This window comes from Streptomyces sp. NPDC001492 (assembly GCF_053597275.1).
In genome coordinates, this window is sequence record NZ_JBSFHW010000023.1 from 38,150 (window position 1) to 64,580 (window position 26,431).

30 protein-coding genes are annotated in these 26,431 nt (G+C 71.3%); 18 read left to right on the plus strand and 12 right to left on the minus strand.

What is annotated here, in order from left to right; genetic code table 11:
* The first annotated feature begins 77 nt into the window (after window positions 1-77).
* Window positions 78-878 (plus strand): CPBP family intramembrane glutamic endopeptidase, encoded by an 801-nt coding sequence (locus tag ACWC1K_RS27400; protein WP_450835085.1) that lies wholly within the window; start codon window positions 78-80, stop codon window positions 876-878.
* A 19-nt stretch (window positions 879-897) separates the two neighbouring features.
* Here ACWC1K_RS27400 and ACWC1K_RS27405 read toward each other — a convergent pair whose 3' ends face one another.
* A complete protein-coding gene (locus ACWC1K_RS27405) occupies window positions 898-1,707 on the minus strand; it encodes a PhzF family phenazine biosynthesis protein (protein WP_450835087.1) in 810 nt (269 codons plus the stop codon).
* 144 nt (window positions 1,708-1,851) lie between these two features.
* On the opposite strand from ACWC1K_RS27405, the gene ACWC1K_RS27410 reads away from it, so the two are divergent.
* Together ACWC1K_RS27410 and ACWC1K_RS27415 are read left to right on the plus strand one after the other, a co-directional pair.
* Entirely contained in the window at window positions 1,852-2,637 is a 786-nt protein-coding gene (locus tag ACWC1K_RS27410) for a cyclase family protein (RefSeq protein WP_450835089.1), read from the plus strand.
* Window positions 2,634-4,274, plus strand: a complete 1,641-nt coding sequence (locus ACWC1K_RS27415; protein ID WP_450835091.1) for a thiamine pyrophosphate-binding protein — start codon at window positions 2,634-2,636, stop codon at window positions 4,272-4,274. The genes ACWC1K_RS27410 and ACWC1K_RS27415 overlap by 4 nt, the downstream gene beginning before the upstream one ends.
* A gap of 64 nt (window positions 4,275-4,338) precedes the next feature.
* On the opposite strand, the gene ACWC1K_RS27420 is transcribed toward ACWC1K_RS27415, so the two are convergent.
* Window positions 4,339-5,235, minus strand: a complete 897-nt coding sequence (locus ACWC1K_RS27420; RefSeq protein ID WP_450835093.1) for an aminoglycoside phosphotransferase family protein — start codon at window positions 5,233-5,235, stop codon at window positions 4,339-4,341.
* 144 nt (window positions 5,236-5,379) lie between these two features.
* On the opposite strand from ACWC1K_RS27420, the gene ACWC1K_RS27425 reads away from it, so the two are divergent.
* The gene (locus ACWC1K_RS27425; RefSeq protein WP_450835095.1) at window positions 5,380-6,015 is read left to right on the plus strand and encodes a PadR family transcriptional regulator; all 636 of its coding nucleotides are present in this window, start codon (window positions 5,380-5,382) and stop codon (window positions 6,013-6,015) included.
* Window positions 6,016-6,080: 65 nt separating this feature from the next.
* On the opposite strand, the gene ACWC1K_RS27430 is transcribed toward ACWC1K_RS27425, so the two are convergent.
* Together ACWC1K_RS27430 and ACWC1K_RS27435 are read right to left on the minus strand one after the other, a co-directional pair.
* Window positions 6,081-6,509 (minus strand): type II toxin-antitoxin system Rv0910 family toxin, encoded by a 429-nt coding sequence (locus ACWC1K_RS27430; protein ID WP_450835097.1) that lies wholly within the window; start codon window positions 6,507-6,509, stop codon window positions 6,081-6,083.
* Window positions 6,510-6,626: 117 nt separating this feature from the next.
* On the minus strand, window positions 6,627-6,794 hold the full coding sequence (locus ACWC1K_RS27435; RefSeq protein ID WP_398952215.1) for a hypothetical protein: 168 nt from the start codon (window positions 6,792-6,794) through the stop codon (window positions 6,627-6,629).
* 219 nt (window positions 6,795-7,013) lie between these two features.
* Between ACWC1K_RS27435 and ACWC1K_RS27440 the strand changes: the two genes are divergently transcribed.
* The 3 genes from ACWC1K_RS27440 (at window position 7,014) to ACWC1K_RS27450 (ending at window position 9,724) form a co-directional block, all read left to right on the plus strand.
* Window positions 7,014-7,556 carry a Clp protease N-terminal domain-containing protein gene (locus ACWC1K_RS27440; RefSeq protein ID WP_450835100.1) on the plus strand — a complete coding sequence of 181 codons (543 nt, stop codon included), beginning with the start codon at window positions 7,014-7,016 and terminating at the stop codon, window positions 7,554-7,556.
* Window positions 7,557-7,608: 52 nt separating this feature from the next.
* Entirely contained in the window at window positions 7,609-8,607 is a 999-nt protein-coding gene (locus ACWC1K_RS27445; RefSeq protein WP_450835102.1) for an EamA family transporter, read from the plus strand.
* Window positions 8,608-8,776: 169 nt separating this feature from the next.
* Entirely contained in the window at window positions 8,777-9,724 is a 948-nt protein-coding gene (locus ACWC1K_RS27450; RefSeq protein ID WP_450835103.1) for a DMT family transporter, read from the plus strand.
* Between the two features lie 60 nt (window positions 9,725-9,784).
* Here ACWC1K_RS27450 and ACWC1K_RS27455 read toward each other — a convergent pair whose 3' ends face one another.
* Both ACWC1K_RS27455 and ACWC1K_RS27460 read right to left on the minus strand, forming a co-directional pair.
* The gene (locus ACWC1K_RS27455) at window positions 9,785-10,432 is read right to left on the minus strand and encodes an FMN-binding negative transcriptional regulator (protein ID WP_450835104.1); all 648 of its coding nucleotides are present in this window, start codon (window positions 10,430-10,432) and stop codon (window positions 9,785-9,787) included.
* Window positions 10,432-11,118 (minus strand): pyridoxamine 5'-phosphate oxidase family protein, encoded by a 687-nt coding sequence (locus tag ACWC1K_RS27460; RefSeq protein WP_450835382.1) that lies wholly within the window; start codon window positions 11,116-11,118, stop codon window positions 10,432-10,434. The genes ACWC1K_RS27455 and ACWC1K_RS27460 overlap by 1 nt, the downstream gene beginning before the upstream one ends.
* Before the next feature lie 35 nt (window positions 11,119-11,153).
* Here ACWC1K_RS27460 and ACWC1K_RS27465 point away from each other — a divergent pair, with 35 nt between their 5' ends.
* Entirely contained in the window at window positions 11,154-12,485 is a 1,332-nt protein-coding gene (locus ACWC1K_RS27465) for an aminotransferase class I/II-fold pyridoxal phosphate-dependent enzyme (protein ID WP_450835106.1), read from the plus strand.
* A 17-nt stretch (window positions 12,486-12,502) separates the two neighbouring features.
* Here the strand turns inward: ACWC1K_RS27465 and ACWC1K_RS27470 are convergent, their stop codons facing one another.
* Entirely contained in the window at window positions 12,503-13,492 is a 990-nt protein-coding gene (locus tag ACWC1K_RS27470) for a DMT family transporter (protein WP_450835108.1), read from the minus strand.
* A 74-nt stretch (window positions 13,493-13,566) separates the two neighbouring features.
* On the opposite strand from ACWC1K_RS27470, the gene ACWC1K_RS27475 reads away from it, so the two are divergent.
* Window positions 13,567-14,469, plus strand: coding sequence for a LysR family transcriptional regulator (locus ACWC1K_RS27475; protein WP_450835110.1), 903 nt, complete (start codon window positions 13,567-13,569; stop codon window positions 14,467-14,469).
* Here the strand turns inward: ACWC1K_RS27475 and ACWC1K_RS27480 are convergent.
* The gene (locus ACWC1K_RS27480) at window positions 14,466-14,933 is read right to left on the minus strand and encodes a pyridoxamine 5'-phosphate oxidase family protein (protein ID WP_450835112.1); all 468 of its coding nucleotides are present in this window, start codon (window positions 14,931-14,933) and stop codon (window positions 14,466-14,468) included. The two genes, ACWC1K_RS27475 and ACWC1K_RS27480, sit on opposite strands and share 4 nt — an antisense overlap.
* 157 nt (window positions 14,934-15,090) lie before the next feature.
* On the opposite strand from ACWC1K_RS27480, the gene ACWC1K_RS27485 reads away from it, so the two are divergent.
* A complete protein-coding gene (locus tag ACWC1K_RS27485; protein WP_450835113.1) occupies window positions 15,091-15,747 on the plus strand; it encodes a cysteine hydrolase in 657 nt (218 codons plus the stop codon).
* Here ACWC1K_RS27485 and ACWC1K_RS27490 read toward each other — a convergent pair.
* A complete protein-coding gene (locus ACWC1K_RS27490; RefSeq protein WP_450835114.1) occupies window positions 15,734-16,198 on the minus strand; it encodes a Rieske (2Fe-2S) protein in 465 nt (154 codons plus the stop codon). The genes ACWC1K_RS27485 and ACWC1K_RS27490 overlap by 14 nt on opposite strands.
* 155 nt (window positions 16,199-16,353) lie before the next feature.
* Here ACWC1K_RS27490 and ACWC1K_RS27495 point away from each other — a divergent pair, with 155 nt between their 5' ends.
* The 7 genes from ACWC1K_RS27495 (at window position 16,354) to ACWC1K_RS27525 (ending at window position 22,485) form a co-directional block, all read left to right on the plus strand.
* On the plus strand, window positions 16,354-17,118 hold the full coding sequence (locus ACWC1K_RS27495; protein WP_450835116.1) for a HipA family kinase: 765 nt from the start codon (window positions 16,354-16,356) through the stop codon (window positions 17,116-17,118).
* Window positions 17,115-17,564 (plus strand): DUF3037 domain-containing protein, encoded by a 450-nt coding sequence (locus ACWC1K_RS27500; protein ID WP_450835117.1) that lies wholly within the window; start codon window positions 17,115-17,117, stop codon window positions 17,562-17,564. Before ACWC1K_RS27495 ends, ACWC1K_RS27500 begins: the two co-directional genes overlap by 4 nt.
* 156 nt (window positions 17,565-17,720) lie before the next feature.
* On the plus strand, window positions 17,721-18,482 hold the full coding sequence (fabG, locus tag ACWC1K_RS27505) for a 3-oxoacyl-ACP reductase FabG (protein ID WP_450835119.1): 762 nt from the start codon (window positions 17,721-17,723) through the stop codon (window positions 18,480-18,482).
* 13 nt (window positions 18,483-18,495) lie between these two features.
* Complete coding sequence (locus tag ACWC1K_RS27510) at window positions 18,496-19,257, plus strand: SDR family oxidoreductase (RefSeq protein ID WP_450835121.1); 762 nt, start codon at window positions 18,496-18,498, stop codon at window positions 19,255-19,257.
* 212 nt (window positions 19,258-19,469) lie between these two features.
* Complete coding sequence (locus ACWC1K_RS27515) at window positions 19,470-21,053, plus strand: ABC transporter substrate-binding protein (protein WP_450835123.1); 1,584 nt, start codon at window positions 19,470-19,472, stop codon at window positions 21,051-21,053.
* A 104-nt stretch (window positions 21,054-21,157) separates the two neighbouring features.
* Entirely contained in the window at window positions 21,158-21,841 is a 684-nt protein-coding gene (ung, locus tag ACWC1K_RS27520; RefSeq protein ID WP_450835125.1) for a uracil-DNA glycosylase, read from the plus strand.
* A gap of 122 nt (window positions 21,842-21,963) precedes the next feature.
* On the plus strand, window positions 21,964-22,485 hold the full coding sequence (locus ACWC1K_RS27525) for a hypothetical protein (RefSeq protein ID WP_450835127.1): 522 nt from the start codon (window positions 21,964-21,966) through the stop codon (window positions 22,483-22,485).
* Window positions 22,486-22,512: 27 nt separating this feature from the next.
* Here ACWC1K_RS27525 and ACWC1K_RS27530 read toward each other — a convergent pair whose 3' ends face one another.
* Both ACWC1K_RS27530 and ACWC1K_RS27535 read right to left on the minus strand, forming a co-directional pair.
* A complete protein-coding gene (locus tag ACWC1K_RS27530) occupies window positions 22,513-22,983 on the minus strand; it encodes a hypothetical protein (RefSeq protein ID WP_450835129.1) in 471 nt (156 codons plus the stop codon).
* Window positions 22,984-23,095: 112 nt separating this feature from the next.
* Window positions 23,096-23,608 carry a DinB family protein gene (locus ACWC1K_RS27535; RefSeq protein WP_450835131.1) on the minus strand — a complete coding sequence of 171 codons (513 nt, stop codon included), beginning with the start codon at window positions 23,606-23,608 and terminating at the stop codon, window positions 23,096-23,098.
* Between the two features lie 351 nt (window positions 23,609-23,959).
* On the opposite strand from ACWC1K_RS27535, the gene ACWC1K_RS27540 reads away from it, so the two are divergent.
* Window positions 23,960-24,871 (plus strand): Gfo/Idh/MocA family protein, encoded by a 912-nt coding sequence (locus tag ACWC1K_RS27540; protein ID WP_450835132.1) that lies wholly within the window; start codon window positions 23,960-23,962, stop codon window positions 24,869-24,871.
* On the opposite strand, the gene lnt is transcribed toward ACWC1K_RS27540, so the two are convergent.
* A complete protein-coding gene (gene lnt, locus ACWC1K_RS27545; protein ID WP_450835134.1) occupies window positions 24,789-26,378 on the minus strand; it encodes an apolipoprotein N-acyltransferase in 1,590 nt (529 codons plus the stop codon). The two genes, ACWC1K_RS27540 and lnt, sit on opposite strands and share 83 nt — an antisense overlap.
* Window positions 26,379-26,431 lie beyond the last annotated feature (53 nt).

The following is a 26,431-nucleotide window of genomic DNA, read 5'->3' on the forward strand; positions in this document are numbered from 1 at the left end:
CGATCCTCGCAAGTTCTTTCGAGACCCTAGCGGGGCTGCGGTGGGGATGAGGCTGGATTACTGAACTGGAGGCAGGTGTGCAGGAAGAGGCGGACCCGGTGGCCGATTCCTTTCCGCCGGAACGGCCCTCGCGACGGATTCTCCGTGACGAGACACTGCTCGTTCTGGGGCTTTCGCTCGGTGCGAGTGGTGTGTCCGCCCTGATCAGCTTTGTCGGATCGGTCACGAAACCAGGAGGGCTCAAGGAGCAGGCGGCCACCCTCAATGCCTCGGCCGCGCCGGGCCGCCCCTGGCTGGATCTGGCCTGGCAGCTGTTCGGGATCGCCACGGCCCTGGTGCCCGTCGCGCTCGTTGCGCACCTCCTGCTGCGTGAGGGCCGGAGCCTGCGCACCATCGGCTTCGACCGCACCCGCCCGTGGCCCGACCTCGGCCGCGGCGCCGGGATCGCGGCGGTGATCGGCAGCACCGGAATCGCCTTCTACCTGGCCGCACGCGGGCTCGGCTTCAACCTCACGGTGGTGCCGGAGGCGCTGCCCGACGTGTGGTGGAAGTACCCCGTGCTGGTCCTCTCGGCGATGCAGAACGCGATCCTCGAAGAGGTCATCGTCGTCGGCTATCTGCTGCGCCGGCTCGGACAGTTGGGCTGGACACCCGGGACCGCCCTGGTGGCCAGTTCCGTACTGCGCGGCTCGTACCACCTCTACCAGGGCATCGGCGGCTTCGTCGGCAACATGGTGATGGGCGTGGTGTTCGTGTACCTGTACCGGCGCTGGGGGCGGGTGGGCCCCCTGGTGGTGGCGCATTCCCTGCTCGACATCGGGGCGTTCGTGGGGTACGCGCTGCTGGCCGGGAAGGTGGGCTGGCTGCCGACGGCGTGAGCGCCGGCAGCCCGGCCCGCTAGGCGAGCAGCTCGCCCTCGATGACCGTGATCGCGCGCCCGCCGAGCAGCGTGCGGTCGCCGCGCAGCTGCATGCGCACACGGCCCGAGCGGGGCGAGGCCTGCAGGCCGGTGAGGTCGGTGCGGCCGAGCCGCTCGGACCAGAAGGGCGCGAGAGCCGTGTGGGCGCTTCCGGTGACCGGGTCCTCGTCGATGCCGGCGTTCGGGAAGAAGCAGCGGGAGACGAAGTCGTAGCCACGTGCCGGGTCCTCGGCGCGGGCGGTGGCGATGATGCCGCGCTCGGAGTAGGCGCCGAGCGCCTTGTGGTCCGGGGTGAGGGCGTGGACCGTCTTCTCGTCGGCGAGTTCGAGGAGCAGGTCGCCGACGTTCGGACCGGTGTCGAAGGCGGCGCGCGGCTCGGCGCCCAGCGCTTCGGCGACACCGTCCGGGACCTCGACCGGTGTGAGCGGCGCGGTCGGGAAGTCCAGGGTGATCGAGCCGTCCTCCTCGGGCGTGGCGATGAGAACGCCGCTGCGGGTGGCGAAGCGCACCGTGCCCTCGTGGGCGCCGGTCGTGTGCAGGACATGGGCCGTGGCCAGCGTGGCGTGCCCGCACATGGTGACCTCGGTCGCGGGCGTGAACCAGCGCAGCGCCCAGTCGGCGTCCCCGCCCTCGGACAGCCGGTGCGCGAACGCGGTCTCGGCGTGGTTGACCTCCAGGGCGATCTTCTGGAGCCGGTCGTCGTCGGGGAAGTCGTCGAGAAGCAGGACGCCGGCGGGGTTGCCGGCGAAGGGGCGGTCGGTGAAGGCGTCGACGATTCGGATTCGCATGGCTTCGACGCTAGGGCGGGGTGGCACCTGCCACCAAGGCCAATCCGGGGATCGTGGACCGATTTCCGGGTCATGTGCCTCAGCGGAGCGGCCCTCGGCTGACACCCTGTCGTTGACCGTCCAGCCCTTGCCCAGGAGGCCGTCATGCCACAGCCGTCCGTGCTCGCCGCCCTGCTCGCCGGGCTGCAGGGGGGATCGATCGACGTCGTCGACCTCACGTCGCCGCTGTCGTCGACCACACCGGTGATCCAGCTGCCGCCCCAGTTCGGCCAGACCCAGGTCTTCGAGCTGGAGGAGATCAGCCGGTACGACGACCGGGGACCGGCCTGGTACTGGAACAACTTCCGCAGCGGTGAGCACACCGGCACCCACTTCGACGCCCCCGTGCACTGGGTCACCGGCAAGGACCTCGCCGATGTCGCCTCGGTACCGGCGGGCCGGCTGATCGCCCCCGCGGTCGTCCTCGACTTCTCCGACCACGCCGCCAAGGACCCCGACTTCCTGGTCGAGGTGGACCACATCAAGGCCTGGGAAGCCGACAACGGGCCCTTGCCCGAAGGGGGTTGGCTGCTGCTGCGCACCGGCTGGGACGCCCGCTCGCAGTCGCAGGAGGCATTCCTCAACGCCGACGAGAACGGCCCGCACACCCCCGGCCTCTCCGCGGAGTGCGCCCGCTGGGTGGCCGAGGAGACCCCGGTGCTCGGCCTCGGCACGGAGACGGTCGGCACGGACGCGGGACGGGCGCACTCCTTCGAGCCGGCCTTCCCCTGCCACTCCTACTTCCTGGGCGCCGACAAGTACGGGCTGACCCAGCTGCAGAACCTCGGCTCCCTGCCCCCGACCGGCGCCGTCGTCATCGCGGGACCGCTGCCCATCGTCTCGGGCTCCGGATCCCCGGCACGCGTACTCGCCCTGGTGGAGCGGTCGTGAAGGTCGCCGAAGCCGTCGGGCGGGCGCTGGTCGCATCGGGGATCGACCAGGTCTTCGGCGTGGTCGGCTCGGGCAACTTCCATCTGACCAACGCCATGGTGGCGGCGGGCGCGCGGTTCGTCGCCGCACGGCACGAGGGCGGCGCGGCGACCATGGCCGACGCGTACGCCCGCACCAGCGGGGCGGTGACCGCCCTGAGTGTCCACCAGGGCCCCGGCCTGACCAACGCCCTGACCGGCATCACCGAGGCCGCCAAGAGCCGTACCCCGCTGCTCGTGCTGGCCGCCGAGGCGACCGCACAGCGCTCCAACTTCCGTATCGACCAAGCCCTGTTGGCGCACTCCGTCGGAGCCGTCACCGCCCGCGTGACGACCGCGCACGACGCCGTCGAACAGGCCCGCGCGGCCCTCCAGCGGGCCCGGCACGAGCGGCGCACGGTCCTGCTGAACCTGCCGCTGGAGGTGCAGTCCCTCGACGTGCCCGACGCGGCCCTCCTGGACGCCCACCCCATGCCCGTACGAGAACCGGTCGAACCGTCCGAGGCGGCTGTGGCGGAGCTGGTGCGGGCCCTGGAAGGGGCTCGGCGGCCGGTGTTCGTCGCCGGCCGGGGCGCGCGCACCACCGGCAGCCGTGACGCGCTCCTCGCCCTGGCCGACCGGTGCGGTGCTCTGCTGGCCACCTCGGCGGTGGCCCGCGGTCTGTTCCACACGAGCCCCTACTCGCTCGATGTCTCGGGCGGCTTCGCCTCACCCCTCGCGGTCGAGCTGATCCGGGGCGCCGACCTGATCGTCGGCTGGGGCTGCGCACTGAACATGTGGACCATGCGGCACGGCAGTCTGATCGGCCCGGACGCGACCGTCGTCCAGGTCGACGACGACCCGGAGGCGCTCGGCGCGCACAGAGAGATCGCCCTGGGCGTCACCGGCGACGTGGAACGCACCGCGCGGCGGGCACTGGAGGCCGGCGGCGGGAGCCGCGACGGCTACCGCATGCCCGACGTCACCGAGGCCCTGGCCGCGCGGGTCAGGTGGCGGGACGTGCCGTACGAGGACGAGGGCACCCGCGAGCGGATCGACCCGCGCACGCTGAGCATCGCGCTCGACGACATCCTCCCCGCCGAGCGGGTCGTCGGCGTCGACTCCGGCAACTTCATGGGCTACCCGAGCGCATATCTCTCGGTGCCGGACCACCACGGCTTCTGCTTCACCCAGGCCTTCCAGTCGATCGGCCTGGGCCTCGCGACCACCATCGGCGCGGCTCTCGCCCAACCGGGACGGCTCCCGGTGGCCGCCCTCGGCGACGGCGGCGCACTGATGGGCGCCGTGGAACTCGACACCGTGCGCCGGCTCGGCCTGCCGATGGTGGTCGTCGTCTACAACGACGAGGCCTACGGAGCGGAGGTGCACCACTTCGGCCCCGACGGCTTCCCGCTCGCCGCGGTCACCTTCCCGGAGACGGACATCGCCGCCGTGGCCCGCGGCTACGGCTTCGAGGCGGTCACCGTCCGCACGCCTGCCGACCTCAAGGCGGTGCGGGACTGGGTCGCCGGGCCGCGCTCGGCACCCCTGCTCATCGACGCCAAGGTGACCCGCGAGCACGGCTCCTGGTGGCTGGAGGAGGCGTTCCGCGGCCACTGAGCGCCGCACGGTCCCGCACGGGCCCGGACCTGGTCCGGGGGCCGAGCCCACGAGCGGGGCGTCCTCACTCCATCGACTCCAGAATGCGGTCGAGGGTCCGGCGCCCCATCGTGCTCATCGTCGGATTGCTCTCGGCGTAGTACCAGACGAGACCCATCGCCTGTTCGAACGCCCATGCCTTGCCGCGCTCCCACTCCAGATCGTCACAGGCCAGTCTCCGCCGGAGCACTTCCCGCGGGCCCGGCTGCAACAGGTGCCAGGCGCTGACGAGATCCAGCGCGGGGTCGGCCGGGCCGAAGCCGCCGGTGTCGAGGACGCCGCCGAGCCGGTCTCCCGCGACCAGTACGTTGCCGGGAATCAGGTCTCCGTGGCTCATCACGTCCGCACCCGTACGTGGCAACTGCCGGAAGTGGCTCCACAGCCGGCGCAGCCGGGGTACGTCGAGCAGCCCCTCACTCTCCTCGAAGCACTTCGCCATCCAGTCGTCGTGGTGGGTGAGAACGCCGCCGCGGTTGTCGCCGCTGAAGAGCCGGCCCTGCGTGTCGGCCTCCCGCAGGACCGCGATGAAGGCCGCGAGGTCCTCGGCAAAAGCGTCCGAGCCACTCGGGTCGGCATCGGAGGCGACCGTTCCCGGCAGCCACGTCTGAACCGACCAGGGCATGGGGTAACCCGCCCCGGGCTCTCCCAGGGCGACGGGTCGCGGGACGGGGAACCGGGACACGCGTGCCAGCTCCGCGCTCGCACGGGCTTCCTGGTCCAGAACGGCCAGGGTCTCGGCGGCATCTGCCGCACGCAGGGGGAAACGCGCGGAGAGGTCGTTCCCGATCCGGAAGATGGCGTTGACCGTGCCGGTCGAGGACAGGGGCCGCACCGCCTCGCCGCTCCACTGCGGGAACTGTTCCCGCACCAAGGTCGCCACGATGTCGGGGGTCACGTCCACCTGGTCGTCGTGCATGGTCATGACAGCCAGTCTTCATGCGGCGGGGTCCGGGGATCAACCGAGATTCGCCTCCGCCGAGGTGTTCGGCCGGGTGTTGCCATGCGAAGTATTCCGATATATCGTTGAAGCATCGCGACAGATCAACGATGGAATGGAGTGATGGCGATGCGTTCCCACGGATTCGAACGTGGACACGGTGGACCCGGCCCTCGCGGGCGGGGCGGTTTCGAGGGCCGGCGCGGCGCCTTCGGCCCCTTCGGGCCGGGTGGGCCCGGCGGCGGTCCGGGCGGCTTCGGCTTCGGCGGACCCGGCTTCGGCCCGGGCCCCTGGGGGCCGCGAGGGCGCGGCGGACCGAGGGGCAGGGCACGGCGAGGTGACGTACGGGCATCGATTCTGGCCCTGCTGAAGGACCGGCCCATGCACGGTTACGAGATGATCCAGGAGATCGCCGAGCGCAGTGGCGGGGCGTGGAAGCCCAGCCCCGGTTCGGTGTACCCCACCCTCCAGCTGCTGGAGGACGAGGGGCTGATCGCCAGCGCGAGCGAGGGCGGCAAGAAGCTCTTCTCGCTCACCGAGTCCGGCCGCAGCGCGGCAGACGAGGGCCCGGACGCGCCCTGGGAGGAAGCCTCCCGCGGCATCGACTTCGAGGCGCTCGGTGAGATCCGCCAGGCCGGCTTCGGTCTGATGGAGGCCTTCGGCCAGGTCTGGAAGACCGGCAGCAAGGAGCAGCGCGAGAAGGCGCTGACGGTCATCAATGAAGCCCGCAAGAAGCTGTACCTGATCCTCGCCGACGAGGACTGACAGTTCTTACGGCGACGAAGGCGCCCCGCGGAGCGGTCCGCGGGGCGCCTTCCCGTCTCCGGCGGTCAGGACACCAGCCCGGCCAGCTTGCGCAGCGACTCGTTCAGCGCGGCGGTCCCCGAGTCCTTCAGCCTGCCCGCCATCAACGTGACCGCGGCGCCCGTGAACTCGCCGTCGATACGGACCTTCGTGGCCTCGCCCTCGGGGGTCAGTGTGTAGCGCGTGGCCACGTTCACGGCCATCGGACCCTTGCCCTTGATGGCGAAGACCCGGGCCGGTTCCAGTTCCGAGATGGTCCACTCGACCTCGGCCGGGAAGCCCATCAGCTTCATGTTCTCCTGGAAGGTCCCGCCCACTTCGAGCACCGCCGGGCCGCCCTGCGGAAAGCTGGTGTGGGTGGCGTTCCACTCGCCGTACGCGGGCCAGTCCATCAGCTGTGCCCACACCTTCTCGGCCGGCGCCTCGATCCGTGCCTCCGCATTGATTTCGGGCATGCGACCACCTCTTCGTCTCGGGCTGTGGTGTCGCGGAACGTAGCCGCAGGGCCTGGAACATTCAATACTGATGAACCGTCAGAAAATGTGGGCGTTTCCCGGTGCGCCCCCGCACCGTCAGCCGACCCGGCGGATCACCGCGGCGTCGAAGAGATCCCAGGCGCGCGGCAAGGCGCTCTCGTCGTGGCAGTGCCAGGCGTCCCAGAACAGGTCGGCGGGCAGCGCGTCCTCCGGGGCGTCCACCCGGTACACGTACTGCTTGCCGTCGACGGCCGGCAGCGACACCAGCCAGCACCCGCACTCCACGGACTTTCTGGACGTGCGACGGGGCGCTGTGGTTGCACGCCAGGCGCACGGCAAGGCGGCGCGCGCCCCTGTGGGCAGAACGGCCAGATCTCATCCGCAAGGAGGAGATTCCGACGCTTCGAGTCCACTCTCCGTGGGACGCGAAGATGCTTCCCCCCGGGGATGACCGGAGGTGCGGAGGTTGATGGGGTAGGGGGTGTGCAACCCCGTATCCCCCGGCAGTCGGTCGGCGAGCAGGCCGTCGGCCCCCGCGCGGACAACGATGCCAGGCTCAGTGCCGAACTGGCGGCGGTGGTCTCCGGTGCCCGCCGCCGGGCGGTACGCGACGGGGACCGGCAGATCGACACGGCCCATCTGCTGCATTCGCTCCTGGAGTACGACCCCGAGGTGCGAGCCGTCTTCGACGACGGGCCCGAGATCGCGCGACTGCTCGGCTACCTGGTGCAGCGAAGCATCGGTTACGGCCTGCGCTGGCAGGGCTCCGTCGAGGACTCCGGCGCCGTACCCGTGGTCACGGAGGCCGAGGGCTTCTCGCCGCTGGCCGCGGGCGCCATGGGGTACGCCTGCGAGTGCGCCGCCCGCGGCGCCGAACCGGCCCGCGGCATCGACCTTCTCGCGGCGATCCTCCTCGACCCGCAGGCGCGGGCCGTCGAGGTCCTCGAACGGGCCGGTCTCGAAACCGGCGCCGTGCTGACACGCATCGAGAACCGGCCGGAGCGGTCCAGGCGGTCCAGCCGCTGAGACAGGTGTCATCAGGGGTGACGCTCATGTCGTCGCCTGTCATCATGGGCCCGTGCATACGTCTGAGAGCAGCCGGGGCGGCCGCGGCAGGAGTGCCGGACTCGGTCTCGCCCTTGGGTCCGCGGTCGCCTTCGGAGGATCCGGGGTGGCCGCGAAACCCCTGATCGAGGCGGGACTCGACCCGCTCCATGTGGTGTGGCTGCGCGTCGCGGGCGCCGCCCTGGTGATGCTGCCGATCGCCGTGCGCCACCGGTCGCTGCCGCGCCGCCGCCCGGCGCTGCTCGCCGGGTTCGGACTGCTGGCCGTGGCCGGTGTGCAGGCCTGCTACTTCGCCGCGATCTCCCGCATACCCGTCGGGGTCGCGCTGCTCGTCGAGTACCTCGCGCCCGCCCTGGTACTGGGCTGGGTGCGGTTCGTGCAGCGGCGGCCGGTGACCCGTGCCGCCGCGCTCGGTGTGGTCCTCGCGGCCGGCGGCCTCGCCTGTGTGGTCGAGGTCTGGTCGGGGCTGAGCTTCGACGCCGTCGGCCTGCTGCTCGCACTCGGCGCCGCCTGCTGCCAGGTCGGCTACTTCGTCCTGTCCGACCAGGGCAGCGACGCCGGCGACGACGCACCCGACCCCCTCGGTGTCATCGCCTACGGCCTGCTGATCGGCGCCGTCGTCCTGACAGCCGTGGCTCGCCCTTGGACCATGGACTGGTCCGTGCTGGCGGGCACCGCGCACATGGACGGCACCCCCATCGCCGCCTTCCTCCTGCTGGCCTGGATCGTCCTGATCGCCACCGTCCTGGCGTACGTCACCGGTGTGCTGTCGGTGCGCCGGCTCTCCCCGCAGGTCGCCGGTGTCGTGGCCTGCCTCGAAGCGGTCGTCGCGACGGTCCTGGCCTGGGTGCTGCTGGGCGAGCACCTGTCGGCGCCGCAGATCGTCGGCGGCGCGGTCGTCCTGGTGGGCGCGTTCATCGCCCAGTCCTCGGCACCCGCCAAGGGATCCCCGGACCCGGTGGCGAGCGGCGGCCCGGAAAGGCAGTTGTCGTCCCGCGAAAGCACCGCCTAGGGTGCTGATCATGCATTCGAACGCACTCGTTCTTCCGCCTCCGGCCGCCTGAGGCGGGCCCTCCGGAGCCAACGCCCGGCCCGGTGCCGGGCGCAACGGTGCTGCCCGCAGAAGAAGTCCACGGCCCGGCCGATGCCGGGCCCCTTCCGAAACTTCTGCGGAGACCTTCGTGTCCTCGAATGCTGCATTCGGCCTGCCCGTCGGGCGAGGCCTGTGCTATCTGATCGTCGCCGGTGCCGCCTGGGGCACCGCGGGCGCGGCCGCCTCTCTGGTCTACCGGGCCAGCGACATGGGCTGTGTCGCTCTCTCCTTCTGGCGCTGCGCGGCCGGCCTCGTCCTGCTGCTCGCCGCCCGCCTGCTGCGTCCGCGCGGACGGGCCGCCCTACGCGAACCGCTCCGTCGCAGGGCGCTTCGGGCCGGTGTCTCCGGCGTCGGGCTGGCCGTTTTCCAGACCGCCTACTTCGCGGCCGTGTCCGCCACCGGCCTCGCCGTCGCCACCGTCGTCACGCTCGGCACCGGTCCCGTGCTCATCGCGCTCGGCGCCCGGTCGGCGCTGGGGGAGCGGCTGGGGTGCGGTGGCCTGACAGCCGTCGCCGGGGCCCTGGCGGGGCTGGGAGTCCTCGTCCTCGGCGGCGGCGGAGCCACCGTACGCCTGTCGGGCGTGCTGTTCGCCCTGCTGTCCGCGGCCGGGTACAGCGTGCTGACCTTGTTCACACGCTGGTGGGGCAGGGACGGCGAGGTCGACGCATCCAGCACGTCGGTGGGGGCGTTCGCGGTCACCAGCCTGTGTCTGCTGCCGTTCGCCCTGGCCGCGGGGATCGTCCCGCACACGGCTCATCCGGCCCTGACCGTAGGGCTGCTGGCCTACCTCGCCACCATCCCCACAGCCCTCGCCTACGGCCTCTACTTCGCGGGTGCGGCCGCGGTCCGGTCGGCCACCGTGTCCGTGATCATGCTCCTGGAACCGGTCGGCGCTGCGGTCCTGGCGGTCGCGCTGCTCGGCGAGCGGCTCACTCCGGCCACCCTCGCGGGCACGCTGCTGATGCTGGGCTCGGTGGCCGGCCTGGCACTGGCGGAGGCACGCGGCACGGTGGCGGAGGATCCGGTGCACGTGTGAGGCCGAGGGGCGGGCCGGTGACCGGACCCCGCCCCCTTCCACGGTCGTCGAGCAGGCACGTCACCGAGCCCCCGACCACACCCCTCGCCGGCGCAGCTGGTTTTCCCGGGCCGCCGCGTCCCGGGAGCCGCCCCGCGCGGCGAGCTCCGCCACCAGCCGGTCCTGGACCTGCTCCGGCTTGTGACTCGCGTACTTGAACTTCGCCCGTACGTCGACCACTTCGAGCCGCAGACCGCGGATGCCGGAGAGGAACCTGCCGTACGGCTCCTCGCCCACCGCCGCCGACGCGGAACCGCCCTCGGGCTGGAAGTGGCCGACCTGGCGGTTGAGCAGGGCGGCCTTCTCGGCCGGATCGTCCACGACATGGGCCGTGCAGCGGAGTTGGACCGCGGCGTAGAAACTCGTCGGAACGCCGTGCTCGGGCGGGGCGTCCGGCGGGGCCTGCCAGGGTCCGGGGACGTACACGTAGTCGTCGACCACGCTCAGCAGGACGTCCGGGTCCGCCTCCAGTGCCGGCCACAGGGGGTTGGGGCGGGCGAGGTGCGTGACGGCTTCGCCGCGCTCGGCGTCGTAGGCGAAGTGCAGCGGCTGCACGTGCGGAGGCTCCCCCGGCAGACCGTTGACGGCGAGCTGCCCGAAGTCGTGCGCGCCCAGCCACTGCTGCCACTCGGCGTCGTCACGAGCCGCGTCCCACGGGTGGATCAGCATCACGGCACCGCCAGGTACTCGGGGAGCGTGATGCCCGGGATCAGGTCGGCGTCCGGTACCGGGGTGTCGTACCCCTTCCGCAGCGGGACGAGGCCGGCCCAGTGCGGCAGGGCCAGGTCCTCGGGCTCGTCGTTCACACCGCCCGTGCGGAGCTTGGCGGAGACCTCGTTCAGGTCGAGGCGGATCACCGCCGTGGCGGCCAGCTCCTTCCGGTTCGCGGGCCGGGAGTCGGCCGCCCGGCCCGGTACGACGTGGTCGACCAGCGCGTCCAGCGCGGCCCGCTTCTCCTCGGGGTCGGTCACGTCGTGGGCGATGCCGTGCACCACCACGGACCGGTAGTTGATCGAGTGGTGGAAGGCCGAGCGGGCCAGGACGAGCGCGTCCACATGCGTGACGGTCAGGCACACGGCCAGCCCGGGATCGGCCCTGCCGGTCATCCGCAGCGGGCGCGAGCCCGTCGAGCCGTGCACATAGAGCCGCTCGCCGACGCGCCCGTAAAGCGTGGGCAGTACCACCGGCGCCCCGTCCCGCACGAAGCCCAGATGGCAGACGTAACCCTCGTCGAGTATCGCGTGCACCAGCTCCTTGTCGTACGAAGCCCGGTCCGCGGAGCGGGTGGGGACGGTGCGGTCGGTCGGCGTATAGGCGGCGGGCTGCGACGTCGGCTGCTGCGGGGTCCCCTGCATTGCGATCTCCATTGCACTAGTGCATAATGTGTTTTGTGCTAGAAGGATATCGGATCGAGGGGCGACGCGCAGCAGACATTGCGGCGAGCGTCGAGCGTGCGGTGGGGTCCGGCGAGCTGGAACCGGGTCAACTGCTGCCTCCCATGCGGGAGTTGGCGGTCGAGCTGGGCGTGAACCCGAACACGGTCGCGTCCGCGTACCGGATCCTGCGGGAGCGCGGGGTCATCGAGACGTCCGGGCGGCGCGGCAGCAGGGTGCGGCCCAAGCCGGCCACCACGGGGCGCGACCACGTCCGGATGGATGTGCCCGCGGGCGTCCGGGACGTGGCGAGCGGCAACCCCGACCCGGCGCTGCTGCCCTCGCTGGCCACGGTGTTCGCGGCGGCGGGCGAGGAGGGCGACCGGGAGCCCGTGCTGTACGGAGACGCCCTCGTGGAGCCGGAGCTGGAGCGGATCGCGCGCGCGGACCTGGACGCCGACGGGGTGCCGGACGGACCGCTGACGGTCGCGTCCGGCTCACTGGACGCCATCGAGCGCGTACTCGCGGCGCACCTCAAACCGGGGGACACCGTCGCCGTGGAGGACCCCGGCTGGGGCAGCCTGCTCGACCTCGTCCCGGCGCTCGGCCTGCGCACGGCCCCGGTGGGCGTCGACGACGAGGGGCCCCTCCCCGACGACGTGCAACGGGCCCTGACGGCCGGTGCCCGCGCCCTGATCGTCACGGACCGCGCCCAGAACCCGACCGGCGCCGCCGTGACCGCCACGCGCGCGCGTGCCCTGCGCGCCGTGCTCCGCGACCACCCGGAGATCCTCCTCGTCGAGGACGACCACGGCCACGGCATCGTCGACCTCCCGCTGCACCCCCTGGCCGGCATCACCCGGCACTGGGCCTTTGTGCGCTCGGTGGCCAAGGCGTACGGCCCCGACCTGCGCCTCGCCGTCCTCACCGGCGACACGACCACGGTGGACCGGGTGAGCGGCCGGCACCGCCTCGGCCCCGGCTGGGTCAGCCACCTCATCCAGCGGGCGGTGGTACGGCTGTGGTCCGACGAGGCGCTGGACACCCGCGCGGTCGCGGCGGCCTACCGCACCCGCCGCGACCTCCTGATCGACGCCCTCGCCAGGCGCCGCGTCGAGGCCCACGGACGCACCGGCCTGAACGTCTGGATCCCCGTCCCCGACGAAACCACCGCGGTGGCCGCCCTCCTCCACGCCGGCTGGGCAGTCGCCCCGGGCGCCCGCTTCCGTATGAGCGCCCCACCGGGCATCCGCGTCACGGTGGCGACGCTCACGCCGGAAGAGGTCGCCCCCTTGGCGCACGCGATCGCGAGGGCCTTGGGCCCCTCACCGACCCGAAGCTATGTGTAAGGGGACAGCAGCCGCCTTCAGGGGCGCGGGGAACTGCGCGACCAACCACTGACGGCGCGCACTCGCACATGCTCCTCAACCCCCGCCCGTTCAGGCGCACTTGAACCCCCACGAGCCCGCACTTGCGTAAGCGCGGCCCCCGCCAGAACAATCACCGCCCCCACCGGGGTGGACCACCGCAGCGACTCCCCGAGAACGGCAACGCCCGCAGCCGTGGCGATCACGGGAATGAAGTAGGTGACCATCTGGGCCGTGGTAGGCCCGACTTCGGCGACCAGTCCGTACTGGATGAGAATCGCCAGCCCCGTCCCCAGTACCCCCAACGCGGCGACGGCAAGCAGCGGCACCACGGGAAACCGCTCCGGAAACGTGGTGAACAGCGGTGTGACGACACCCAGTTGCACGGTCGCCAGCAGCAACTGGGCCCCCGTCATGGACAGATGGGAGTGCCCGGCCCCGGCCAGCGTACGGCGGACGTAGATCCAGCCGACGGGGTAGCTGAGCGAGGCCAGCAGCGCCATCGCCGTGCCGGTGGCGTCCAGCCCCTGGAAGCCCTGCCAGGCGCCGAGGACCGTCAGCACGCCCAGGAAGCCGAGGCCGAGCCCCGCCACGCGCACCCGGGTCGGCCGGTCCTCGGACAGCGCGACCAGGGACAGCGCCATGCCCCACAGCGGTGAGGTGGCGTTGCAGATGCCGGCCAGGGTGGACGGGACGGTCAGCTCCGCGTAGGCGAACAGGGAGAACGGCAGCGCGTTGAGCAGGAACGCGGCCACCGCCAGATGCCCCCAGGTGCGCACCCCGCGGGGGAGGCGCTCCCGCTTCACCGCCATGGCCGCCGCGAGCACCGCCGTACCGAACACCAGCCGTCCGAGCGTGACCTGGAAGGGGGCGTACCCCCCGGTGCCCACCTTGATGAGCAGAAAGCTGAATCCCCAGATCAGCGAGACGGCGCCGAAGCGGAGACGCCAGTCGAGGGCGGGGCGGGTGCGGGGTGCGGTGATGCTCATGGGCGCCACGATGATGCATCGCACCTCGTAGCACAATCGAGAACTTGCATGCGGTACCTCGTAGCATTGCTTATATGTTGAATCTGGAGCGTCTGCGCACCCTCGACGCCCTCGCCCGGCACGGCTCCGTCAGCGGTGCCGCCGAGGGGCTGCATGTCACGACGTCGGCCGTCTCCCAGCAGCTGGCCAAGCTGGAGCGGGAGGTCGGCCAGCAGCTGCTGGCCAAGAACGGGCGGGGCGTGCGGCTGACGGACGCGGGTCGGCTGCTCGCCGAGCACGCGGCCCGCATCCTGTCGCAGGTCGAGCTCGCGCAGTCCGACCTGGAGGCGCACCGCGGGGAAGTGGTGGGGGAGCTGCGGCTGGCGGCGTTCCCGACCGCGGCGCGCGGCCTGTTCCCGGCCGCACTGTCCCAGCTGCGCAAGGCGCACCCCGGGCTGCGCGTCACCTCGCGGGAGACGGAGCCCGAACCCGCCGTCCTCGCCGTGATACGCGGCGACTTCGACCTCGCCGTCGTCCTGGACTGGTACAACAGACCGCTGCCCATGCCCGACGGGCTGGTCAAGGCCGTCATCCTCGACGACACCGCGGACATCGCGATGCCCGTCGACCACCGTTACGCGGAGCGCACCGAGGTGGACCTGGAGGACTTCGCCGACGACGAGTGGATCACCTGGGGTGAGAACGAGTTCTGCCACGAGTGGCTGATCCACACCCTGCGCTCCAAGGGCATCGAGCCGCGCGTCGCCCACCGCGCCGAAGAACACCCCACTCAACTCGCCCTGGTCGGTGCGGGGTTGGGGGTCTGTGTGGCGCCGAGACTGGGGCGCGGCCCGCTCCCGGAAGGTGTGCGGGCCGTGCCCGTGCGCCAGTCGGTGCGGCGCCAGATCTACGCCGTCTGGCGCGCGGACGCCGACCGCCGCCCGTCGATCCGGGCGGCGGTCGAGGCGCTTCAGGAGGCCGGGCGCGAAGTGGGCTAGGCCGGGCCCAGCTTGCGGAAGTCCCAGGAGACGATCTTCTCCGGGGTCAGCCGCACCCAGGCGTGCCGGCCGTCGTGCGGCATCTCCTCCAGGTTGAAGTTCTTGCGGGCGAACAGGATCTCCGGGACGTCGAGTTCGGCGCACAGTTCCCCGGTACGGGGGAACTCGCCCACGAACTCCACGGATCCGGACAGCTCGACGCCGCGCAGCTCGTCGTACTCCTCGCCCGTGTCGACGACGATCGCGACCCGCGGATCGCGCCGCAGGTCGGTCCAGCGCTTGCTGCGCACGACGGAGTACAGCCACATCGAGGTGCCGTCCCAGGCGAACCACAGTGTGCTGACGTGCGGCGCTCCACCCGCGGACACGGTGGCGACCCGGCAGGTGCGCTGGGTGACGAGGAACTCGTCCAGCTCACCGGGCGTCATCATGATCTTCCGGCCCCGACGTTGAGTGACGGTCATGCGGCCCCCTCTTCTCTCACGTCGTGTCAGAGGAACTCCAGTGATCCTCTGACATCACGTCAGAAAAGGACGGTCTGAAAAGGATGGGACGTCTTCCGTCCATGCGCAATGGCCGTTACGCTCGCCCGCTCCGGACCGCCGCCGACGAGGGGGAACCGTGCCGTCGTACGAACAGCTCAGCGAACTCCTCGACCCGGCGACCACCGTGCTGCTGACCGTCGAGTGCCAGCAGGGGGTCGTCGGCCCGGGCGCCGCGTTGCCCGAACTCGCCCGCGAGGCCCGCTCCTCGGGGGTCCTCGGCAATGTCGCCCGGCTGGTGGCGGCCGCGCACGAGAGCGGGATCCAGGTCGTCCACGCCGTCGCCGAGCGCCGCCCCGACGGCCGTGGCGCGAGCCGCAACGCCCGCCTCTTCCGCGCCGCCGAACGCCTGCCCGTGCAGCAGCTGTCCGGCACGGCGGCGGTGCGCGTCGCCGCCCCGATCGAGGTCACCGAGGCGGACCTCGTCGTACGACGGCTGCACGGACTGTCCCCGGTGCAGGGCACCGACGTCGACGCACTGCTGCGCAACCTGGGCTGCCGCGCCCTGGTCGTGACCGGGGTCTCGGCCAACGTGGCGATCCCCAACGCCGTCTTCGACGCCGTGAACCGCGGCTACACCGCCGTCGTGCCGTCCGACGCCATCGCGGGAGTGCCCTCCGAGTACACCTCCGCGATGATCCGCCACACCCTCGCCCTGGTCGCCACGGTCGCGACCACGGACGAGGTGCTGCGCTGCTTCGCACGGCCCCGGCGCGGGCGGATCAGGCCAGCGTGATCGAGTCCCCGGTGACGGTGATCTTCTCGGTGGGCAGCGGCTGCGTCGCGGGACCCTTCTTCACACTGCCGTCGGTCACGGAGAACTCGCTCTTGTGGCACGGACAGATGATCACGCCATTGGAGATCTCGGACACCGCGCAGCCCTGGTGCGTGCACTTCGACGAGAACGCCTTGTAGGTGCCCGCCGTCGGCTGGGTGACCACCACACCCTGGTCCTTGAAGATCTTGCCGCCGCCCGCCGGGATGTCGGCCGTCCTGGCCAGCGGGGTGCCGCCGCCGGAGCCGCCGCTCGCGTTGGCGCCGGCCTGCGTGTTCGAGGACGAGGAGTCCGAGGACCCGTTGTCCGATCCGCACGCGGTCAGCGCGACGGCGAGCCCCGTGGCGCCCACCGCCGCCACGACAGTACGGCGGCCGGGTGCCGGAACGGGATGGAGCGGTTCGCTGGTCATGCTGACGTTCCCTTCCATGCGGGCTTCGAAGATCTGTCCAGGGGTACGGTCGCCGAGCCAGGGTTGTTCAGACGACGTCGAGAGCTTGACGGGTTCGGGATCAGCGGGAGGTAAGCCAGAGCTGTCGTTTCGCTGTCGGCCAGTAACCTGGGGCGATGCTCAAGGAAGTGATCGCGACCCGCTACATCACGCCCCTGCGGGAGGGCGGATCGCTGCCCGCACTCGTCGAGGCCGACGACTTCGGGACCTATGTCCTGAAGTTCACCGGCGCGGGACAGGGCCGCAAGACACTGGTCGCCGAGGTCGTCTGCGGCGAGCTCGCCCGCCGGCTCGGCCTGCGGGTACCACGGCTCGTGACGATCGACCTGGACCCGGTGCTGGGGCTCGGTGAGCCCGAGCAGCAGGTGCAGGACCTGCTGCGGTCCAGCGGCGGCACCAACCTGGGGATGGACTTCCTCTCCGGCGCCCTCGGCTTCGACCCGCTCGCCTTCACGGTGAGCCCCGAAGAGGCCGGCCGGATCGTCTGGTTCGACGCCCTGGTGAACAACGTCGACCGCTCCTGGCGCAACCCCAACCTGCTGATGCGGCACGGCGATCTGTGGCTCATCGACCACGGCGCCACCATGATCTGGCACCACAACTGGCCCGGTGCCGAAGCCTCCGCGGGCCGCCCCTACGACGCCTCGGACCACGCCCTCGCCCGCTTCGCCCCCGATCTCGCGGGCGCCGCCGCCGAGTTGGCGCCCCGCGTCACCGAGGAGCTCCTCACCGAGGTCACCGCCGAGATCCCGGACGCCTGGCTGGCCGGTGAACCCGGCTTCGACACCCCGGACGAGCTCCGGCGGGCCTACGCGCGGCCGTTGCTGGCCCGGGCCGCCGTCGTCCACGAGCGTGTCACCGGAATCGAGGAGGGCAAGTGAGCGAGCGCCACATCCACATGGCCGGCTCGGTGGTCGAGCGGCACATCATCCGCGGCGGACAGGGCGGCGACCGGGACGTCTTCGAGTACGCCCTGCTGCGCGTCGTACCGCGGGTGGAGCGCGGCGAGTGCATCAACGCCGGAGTGCTCGTCTACTGCCGCGCCAAGGCCTACGTCGGAGCCCGCACCCACCTCGACGAGGCGCGGCTGCTGGCCCTCGACCCGGCGGCGGACGTGGCCGGGATCCGGGCCGCCCTCGGGGCCGTCGAGCGGGTGTGCGGCGGCGGGGACGCGGCCGGGCAGGCCGCGGGTGACGACGCCGGACGGCGCTTCCGGTGGCTGATCGCGCCGCGTTCCACGGTCCTCCAGCCCGGGCCGGTGCACACTGGGCTCACCGCCGATCCGGCGGCCGAGACGGCGCGCCTGCTCGACCTGCTGGTGAGGTAATGGATCACACCGCGCCGCGTGCCGTTGACACCGCGTGCCAGGCCTTCTAGCGTCACGACAGCGAAGGGTACTAAGCGGTCGCTCACCAAGCGGGCGTACTGACGACGGACGTACTTCCAAGCGGGCGTACTTTCTCGAGGGCGAGGAGAAGCAGCAATGTCCACCACTGAGCAGCGGGTCGCTGTGGTCACCGGCGGAGCGCGCGGCATCGGCGCCGCCACCGCCGTACGGCTGGCGGCCGAGGGCCGTGCGGTCGCCGTGATCGACCTCGACGAGGCCGCCTGCAAGGACACCGTGGAGAAGATCACCGCGGCGGGCGGCAAGGCCCTCGCGGTCGGCGCGGACGTCTCCGACGAGGCGCAGGTCGAGGCCGCGATCGCGCGGGTCGCGGAGGAGCTGGGCGCGCCGACGATCCTCGTCAACAACGCGGGCGTGCTGCGCGACAACCTGCTGTTCAAGATGAGCGTCTCCGACTGGGACACCGTCATGAACGTCCATCTGCGCGGCGCCTTCCTGATGTCGAAGGCCGTCCAGAAGCACATGGTCGACGCGGGCTTCGGCCGGATCGTCAACCTGTCCTCGTCCTCGGCGCTCGGCAACCGCGGCCAGGTGAACTACTCCGCGGCCAAGGCCGGCCTGCAGGGCTTCACCAAGACCCTCGCCATCGAGCTCGGCAAGTTCGGCATCACCGCCAACGCGGTCGCCCCCGGCTTCATCGCCACCGACATGACCGCAGCCACCGCGGCGCGCGTGGGCATGGGCTTCGAGGAGTTCAAGGCCGCCGCCGCCACCCAGATCCCGGTGGCCCGGGTCGGCGAGCCGGACGACATCGCCAACGCCATCGCCTTCTTCACGGGCGAGGCGGCCGGGTTCGTCTCCGGCCAGGTGCTGTACGTCGCCGGCGGACCGCTCGACTAGGAGATCACGCACCATGACTGAACTTCCCGCCCTCTCCGGCAAGGTCGCCCTCGTCACGGGCGCCAGCCGCGGCATCGGCTACGGCGTCGCCGAGGCGCTCGTCGCCCGCGGTGACCGCGTCGCCATCACCGGCCGCAACGAGGACGCTCTCAAGGAGGCCGTCGACAAGCTCGGCGCCGACCGCGTCATCGGCATCGCCGGCAAGGCACACGACCTGGACCACCAGACCGAGGCCGTCGCCCGCACCATGGAGGCCTTCGGCCGCGTCGACTTCCTGGTCAACAACGCCGGTACGAACCCGGTGTTCGGGCCGATCGCCGACCTCGACCTGGACGTCGCGCGCAAGGTCTTCGAGACCAACGTGATCTCCGCGCTCGGCTTCGCCCAGAAGACCTGGCACGCCTGGCAGAAGGACAACGGCGGAGCAATCGTCAACATCGCCTCCGTCGCGGGCCTCGCGCCCTCGCCCTTCATCGCCGCGTACGGCGTCAGCAAGGCCGCGCTGATCAACCTGACCCAGCAGCTGGCGCACGAGTTCGCGCCCAAGGTGCGGGTCAACGCGATCGCCCCGGCCGTCGTGAAGACCCAGTTCGCCAAGGCCCTGTACGAGGGCCGGGAGGCGGAGGCGGCCGCCGCCTACCCGCTGGCCCGGCTCGGCGTGCCCTCCGACATCGGTGGCGCCGCCGCGTTCCTCACCTCCGAGCAGTCCGCCTGGGTCACCGGGCAGACGCTCGTCGTCGACGGCGGCATCTTCCTCAACGCCGGTGTCGCCTGACGCAAGCGGTTGCGACCGTAACGATCGGGTGCACAAGGGCGCCGTTTCCTTGACGGAAACGGCGCCCTTGTCGTCGTACGGGAGAGGCACAGCGGAATGACAACGTCGTCATAAAGAAGCTGATCAAGGCCCGTGTACCGACCGGGTTCAACCCCCGTGACACTGCGGTATGGTCTGCCGACCCTTGGTACGGCAGATCGAGGAGCGAGCGCGTGTTCAACCGGAACCGAGGCCTGCGGCAGGCGGCAGCCATCGCGTCCATATCGTCGCTGGTGGCGGGGTGCGGAGTGCTCTCCGCGGACTCCTCCGACAGCAAGGGCCCCATCGTCGTCGGCACGACCAGCGCGCCGAGCACACTGGATCCCGCGGCTTCCTGGGACCAGTCCTGGGAACTGTTCCGCAATATTTACCAGACGCTGCTCAGCTATCCCTCCGGAGCGACCACACCGCAGCCGGACGCGGCGGAAAGCTGCCGCTTCACCGACAGCTCGAACACGACGTACTCGTGCGAGCTGCGTGAAGGGCTCAAGTTCTCCGACGGGCACACGCTCGACGCCAAGGCCGTCAAGTACTCCATCGACCGGATCCTGAAGATCAACGTCAACGGCGGACCCGCCGGCCTGCTCGGCAGCCTCGCCCGGGTGCAGGCGCTGGGCGACCGGGAGGTCGTCTTCCACCTCAACAAGCCCGACGCCACCTTCCCGTTCGTGCTCGCCACTCCCGCCATGTCGATCGTCGACCCCGCGGAGTACCCCGAGAGATCCCTGCGCAAGGGCGACAGCATCGACGGCTCCGGGCCGTACACACTCCAGTCGTACGAGGACGGCAAGAAGGCCGAGCTCGTCAAGAACGACAACTACAAGGGCTACGCCGAGCGCAAGAACGACGCGGTGACCATCCGCTACTTCCAGGACTCGTCCACCATGGTCACCGCGCTGAAGGACAAGCAGGTCGACGTCGCCTTCCGGGGCCTCAACGCGAACGACATCGTCGATCTCCAGCGCCATGACGCGAGCGGGAACCTCCAGCTCATCGAGGGCTCCGGCATCGAGATCAACTACCTGGTGTTCAACCCGAAGGACTCCTGGGCGGGCAAGCTCCCCGTCCGCAAGGCGATCGCCCAGCTCGTCGACCGCGGGGCGATCGCGCACAAGGTCTACAAGGACACCGTCGAGCCGCTGTACTCCATGGTCCCCAAGGGCCTGACCGGGCACACCACCGACTTCTTCGACGACTTCGGCAGCCCGAGCACCTCCAAGGCCCGCAAGATCCTCGCCGGCGCCGGCATCACCCAGCGCGTCCCGCTCACGCTCTGGTACACCACCGACCGCTACGGCTCCTCGACCAAGCTGGAGTTCGCGGAGATCAAGCGTCAGCTGGAGGATTCCGGCCTGTTCACGATCACCCTGAAGAGCCGCCCCTGGAACACGTACGTGAAGGGCTACCAGAACGGTGAGTACCCGGTCTTCGGGCGCGGCTGGTTCCCCGACTTCCCGGACCCGGACAACTTCATCGCACCGTTCGTCGGCAACCAGAACGCGCTCGGCACGCCCTATCCGGCGCCCGAGATCACCGGGAAGCTGCTGCCCCGCTCGCGCAGCGAGAGCGACCGCGCCAACGTGGTCTCCGACTTCGAGCAGGCCCAGCAGATCCTGGTGCACGACGCCCGGCTGCTGCCGCTGTGGCAGGGCAAGCAGTACGTGGCCGCGAGCGAGGACATCTCCGGCGCGGAGCAGGCGCTGGACCCGTCGACGATCATGCTGATGGGTGAGCTGTCCCGAAAGACCAGCTGGTAGGCGGTGCCTTTCGGGGAGCGCGGGGCCGTTGTCAGTGGTCGCCGGTAGGTTCTGATCCTGGAAGCGACCGCACCCGGTTTACCGCACATCGTAAGGAAGTTGACGTGACCGACATCGCCATGCTGCCCGAGTCCTGGCGCGGGGTCCTGGGCGACGAACTGCAGCAGCCCTACTTCAAGGAGCTCACGGAGTTCGTCGAGGAGGAGCGGGCGAAGGGTCCCGTGTACCCGCCGCGCGAGGAGGTCTTCGCCGCGCTGGACGCCACACCGTACGACCAGGTGAAGGTCCTGGTCCTCGGCCAGGACCCGTACCACGGCGAGGGACAGGGGCACGGCCTGTGCTTCTCGGTCCGTCCGGGCGTCAAAACCCCGCCCTCGCTGCGCAACATCTACAAGGAGATGAAGGAGGAGCTCGGTCTCCCGGTCCCGGACAACGGCTATCTGATGCCATGGGCCCGGCAGGGCGTGCTGCTGCTCAACGCGGTGCTCACGGTGCGCGCCGGCGAGGCCAACTCGCACAAGGGCCGGGGCTGGGAGAAGTTCACCGACGCCGTGATCCGCGCGGTGGCCGACCGGCCCGACCCGGCGGTCTTCGTGCTGTGGGGCAACTACGCGCAGAAGAAGCTCCCGCTGATCGACGAGACCCGGCACGTGGTGGTCAAGGGCGCCCACCCCTCCCCGCTGTCCGCGAAGAAGTTCTTCGGCTCCCGCCCGTTCACGCAGATCAACCAGGCCGTGGCCCTCCAGGGGCACCAGCCGATCGACTGGACCATCCCGAACCTGGGCTGACCACCCCGCCGGGCCGGTTGCGCATCGGATCGGCCCGGTGCCGCCTGACCGGGATTGCCGTGGGCGGCGGTTAGCGTCGGTGGGGACAGCCGACCAGCCGACGAGTGTGTGCGGAGGACGCGGTGGCCAATGGGCAGGAGCAGGCGGCGCCGGACGCCGTGATGACGCGGATCGGGCAGGTGGTCATGCTGCATCACGCGGGTGACCGGGAGGAGGCCCGGCACCGCTTCCTCCAGCTGTGGGCGGAGATCGGCGAGCACGGCGACGCGCTGCACCGCTGCACGCTGGCCCACTACATGGCCGACACCCAGGACGATCCCGCGGACGAACTGGCATGGGACCTTCGGGCCTTGACCGCGGCCGAGGAACTCACGGACGACCGCCTCGCGGAACACGAAGGAACGCCGGCGGTGCGCGCGCTCTACCCCTCGCTGCATCTGAACCTGGCGGCCGACTATGTGAAGCTGCACCGCAGCGGCGCCGCCCGCACCCATCTGCGCCATGCCCGCAGCGCGGCCGAGGCGCTGGCGGACGACAGCTACGGGGACGGGGTGCGGGCGGCGATCGGGCGGCTGGAACTGCGGCTGGGGGAGAGGGACCCGGATGGCGACGGCCGGTGGGGGCCGCCGCGGCAGCGGCCGTAGGGCCTGTGCCGAGCGACTACGGCCGCCTCAACCCCCGTACGCCTGCTTGCAGATGACCGCCTCCGGGCTGTCGGGCCGCCAGCCCCCGTACGTCCGGCCGAGAGCGCACACGCCCGTGTTCTTCACGTTCTTCGGGACCGGCTTGGGCATGTCGGGGATCTCGACGTGCGGCCGCCCATGGTGCCCGGGATCCGGGTGCGGTGGCCGGGGACGGGGCCGCGGGTGCGAAGGGGGCGCCGCCGGGTGCGCGTCCGGCGGCCCCTGCCGCTCGGGTGGCTCGCGCTCCGGCCGTCCGGACGGGGCGGTCCGCTCCAGCGCCTCACGGACCGGCGCCTGCACGATCTGCGGAGTCCCCTGGTCGTCCGGGTAGGGCGCCGACGGCGGGGACGGTGCCGGCGGCGGACCGGACGCGGGCGGGCGCTGGATCGTCACACAGCCGGCGAGGGCCGAGACGGCCACGGTGACCAGGAGCGTTGCGGTGGTCGTCGTTCGATGCACCCGCGCAACGATGTCGGGTCGTGTGGCCCCCGGGGCGGCGTATGAGCGAAGGATGCCCCGCGCGGGTGATCTCCCGCCCCGTACGGGGGCCGGGCGTGCGCTCCGGGTGACGTCAGTCGCCCGTGCTGCCGTCGATGCGTTCGCGGAGCAGGTCGGCGTGGCCGTTGTGGCGGGCGTACTCCTCGATCATGTGGGTGTGGATCCAGCGCAGGTTGAAGCGCTCGCCGGTGCGCCGGTGCCTGCCCTTGGAGGTGTCGTCCAGGGCGAAGCGGGCCGCGGTGCGCCGTGCGGCCTCGATCTCGGCCTGCCAGGTGGCGTACGCCTCCGCCCAGGTGTCGGCCTCGGTGAGATGGAACTCGCCGTCCGGGTCCTCGTCGCTGTAGTAGATCGGACCCGTGTCCTCGTCCGCGAGGACCCTGCGGTACCAGGAGCGCTCCACCTCGGCCATGTGCCGCACCAGCCCCATCAGGGACAGCGTGGACGGCTCCACGGAGGTGGTCCTGAGCTGCTCGTCGGTCAGGCCCTCGCACTTCCAGGCCAGGGTCTGACGGTGGTAGTCCAGCCAGCCGTCCAGCATGGCGCGTTCGTCGGCGGTGGTCGCGGGTTCACGGCGCTCGGTCGTCATGACGGCATCCTTTCCCAACGGCATCCGAACCGGCGACGAGTTTTCCGCGGCGGTCGCGGCGGGGACGGGATTCACTCCGCCGAGGTGCGCCGCGGTCGATCCGCGTCGTCACCGGCGCCGAGGAGGTCCGGCGGCACGGCACGCACCACCTCGCCGAGCTGCTGCCCGCCGTGGACCGACGAGGAGCAGCCCGGCCAAAACGGCCGTACGCAACACCGCGACCGCCCCCCTGGTCAGGACGTGCCGTCCGCTCCTCCTGCCCAGCCGTTTCCGTCGCCCGCCGGTCGCCGCCGCGGCAGCCGTATGCTTCCGGCAGGACCCCGGCAGGCACACGCCAGAGGAGATCACCCCGTGAAGGTCGGCTGCATCGGACTCGGCGACATCGCGCAGAAGGCCTATCTTCCGGTGCTCGCCGGCCTCCCCGGGATCGAACCGCATCTGCACACCCGTACGCCCGCGACGCTCGACCGGGTCGGCGACAGCCTGCACCTCCCGGTGGACCATCGGCACACCACCCTGGACGCGTTGCTCGCCCAGGGCCTCGACGCCGCCTTCGTGCACGCGCCCACCATCACCCACCCGGAGATCGTGACCCGGCTGCTGGAGGCGGGCGTGCCGACCTATGTCGACAAACCCCTCGCCTACGAACTCGCCGACTCCGAGCGGCTGGTGACGCTCGCCGAGGAGCGCGAGGTCTCGCTCGCGGTCGGCTTCAACCGGCGCTTCGCACCCGGGTACACACAGTGCGCCGAGCACCCGCGTGAGCTGATCCTCATGCAGAAGAACCGCATCGGGCTGCCGGAAGAGCCGCGCTCGATGATCCTCGACGACTTCATCCACGTCGTGGACACGCTGCGCTTCCTGGTGCCGGGGCCCGTCGACGACGTGACGGTACGCGCGCGCGTGGAGGGCGGTCTGCTGCACCATGTGGTGCTGCAACTGGCCGGGGACGGGTTCACCGCGCTCGGGGTGATGAACCGGCTCAGCGGTTCGGCGGAGGAGATCCTGGAGGTGTCCGGCCAGGACACCAAGCGGCAGGTCCTCAACCTTTCCGAGGTGATCGACCACAAGGGCCAGCCGACCGTGCGGCGGCGCGGCGACTGGGTGCCGGTGGCCCGGCAGCGCGGCATCGAGCAGGCGGTGCTGGCCTTCCTCGACGCCGTACGGGCGGGGAAGGTGCTCAGCGCCCGGGACGCACTGGCGACTCACGAACTGTGCGAGCGGGTGGTACGTGCGGTTGAGGACCGGGCCGCCTCAGCCTGACCGCCCGTACGCCCTCGGCGGCGCACCATACGGCGAGGACCAGGAGGGCGCCGTGCACCGGCCAGTCGCCGTAGCGGACGTACGGGGTGGTGCCGTGGGCCAGTGGAATGTCATACAGCGCTGCCGCGCTGGAGCTCGTCCCCATCCAGGACCCCAGCCGCTGCCCGCTCGCCCCGTACACGGCCGACACCCCCGTCAGCGTCGCGTGCACCATCGGCCGCCCGGTCTCCGCGGCGCGCAGTGCGGCCAGCGAGGCGTGCTGCTCGGGTGCCCAGCTCTGCTGGAAGGTCGAGGTCGCCGACTGCGCTATCAGCACCTCGGCGCCGTCCCGTGTGAGACGGCGGCTCATGTCGGGGAACGCCGACTCGAAGCAGATCATCGGGCCGACGCGCAGGCCGTGTCCGACGTTCATGAGGACCTGTTCCGAGCCGCGCCTGCGGTCCTCGCCTGCCGCCTTGCCGACGGAGGTCGCCCAGCCCAGCACGGAACGGAACGGGATGTACTCGCCGAAGGGCACGAGCCGCATCTTGTCGTAGCGGTCGCCGGTCAGACCGTCCGGGCCGACGAGCACCGAACTCTTGTAGATGCCGGGTTTGTCGGAGCGCCGGGCATCCACGTTGACCAGGATGTCGGACCCCGTCAGGCGGGAGAGGACCGCGAGGCGTTTTGCCAGGTCGGGGCGTTGGCCGAGGTCGAACCCGACGCTGCTCTCGCCCCACACGATCAGGTTCGGGTGCTGCCCTGCGAGCTGCCGGGTGAGCTGTTCCTCGCGGTCGAAGCGCTTGTCGGCGCCGTCGATGACGCCCGGCTGCACGACGGCGACCCGCACCCGGCCGTCGACGTCCGGACGCGGTGCCCACACCCAGGCGGCCGAGGTCGCGGCGGCGGTCGCGACCAGGCCCGCCATGGCCGGAACCCAGACCACGGTGGGATGTGACCTACCGCTGACCCACGCGCCCACCAGCGCGGCAACGGCGACATTGACGGCCATCACCAGGAAGCTGAGCAGCCACACCCCGCCGACCGACGCGAGCCGCAGCGCCGGTTCCACCTGCCACTGACTGGAGCCGAGCATGCCCCACGGGCCGCCCAGCCCCTGCCAGGAACGCACCAGCTCGACCATCAGCCAGCCGGACGGCAGCACGAGGAGCGCAGCCAGTGCGCGCCCCGACCCGGGCACCCCGCCCAGGAAACGCCGAACGAGCAGGCCCCACGGCGCCCAGAGCGCGCCCAGCAGGGCGGCGATGAGGAAGATGAACACGTTCAGGCTCGGCAGCAGCCAGTGGTGCACGGCCACCATGTAGCCGAACCCGCCGCACCAGCCGTCGTAGGCCGCCCGTTTCCCGGTGGGCGCGGAGCGGACCAGCACGATCCAGGGGACCAGGGCGACGTAGGCGAACCACCACAGCGACGGGGCGGGGAAGGCGAACACGGGCAGGGCGCCCGCCAGCGCGGCGATCGCCGAGCGCCGCCACGGGGAGTCGAGCCATTGACCAAAGGTCTTCATACGGCATCTCCCTACCCGGCGATGGCTCCAGTGTGCGTTCTTTCGGTGATCGT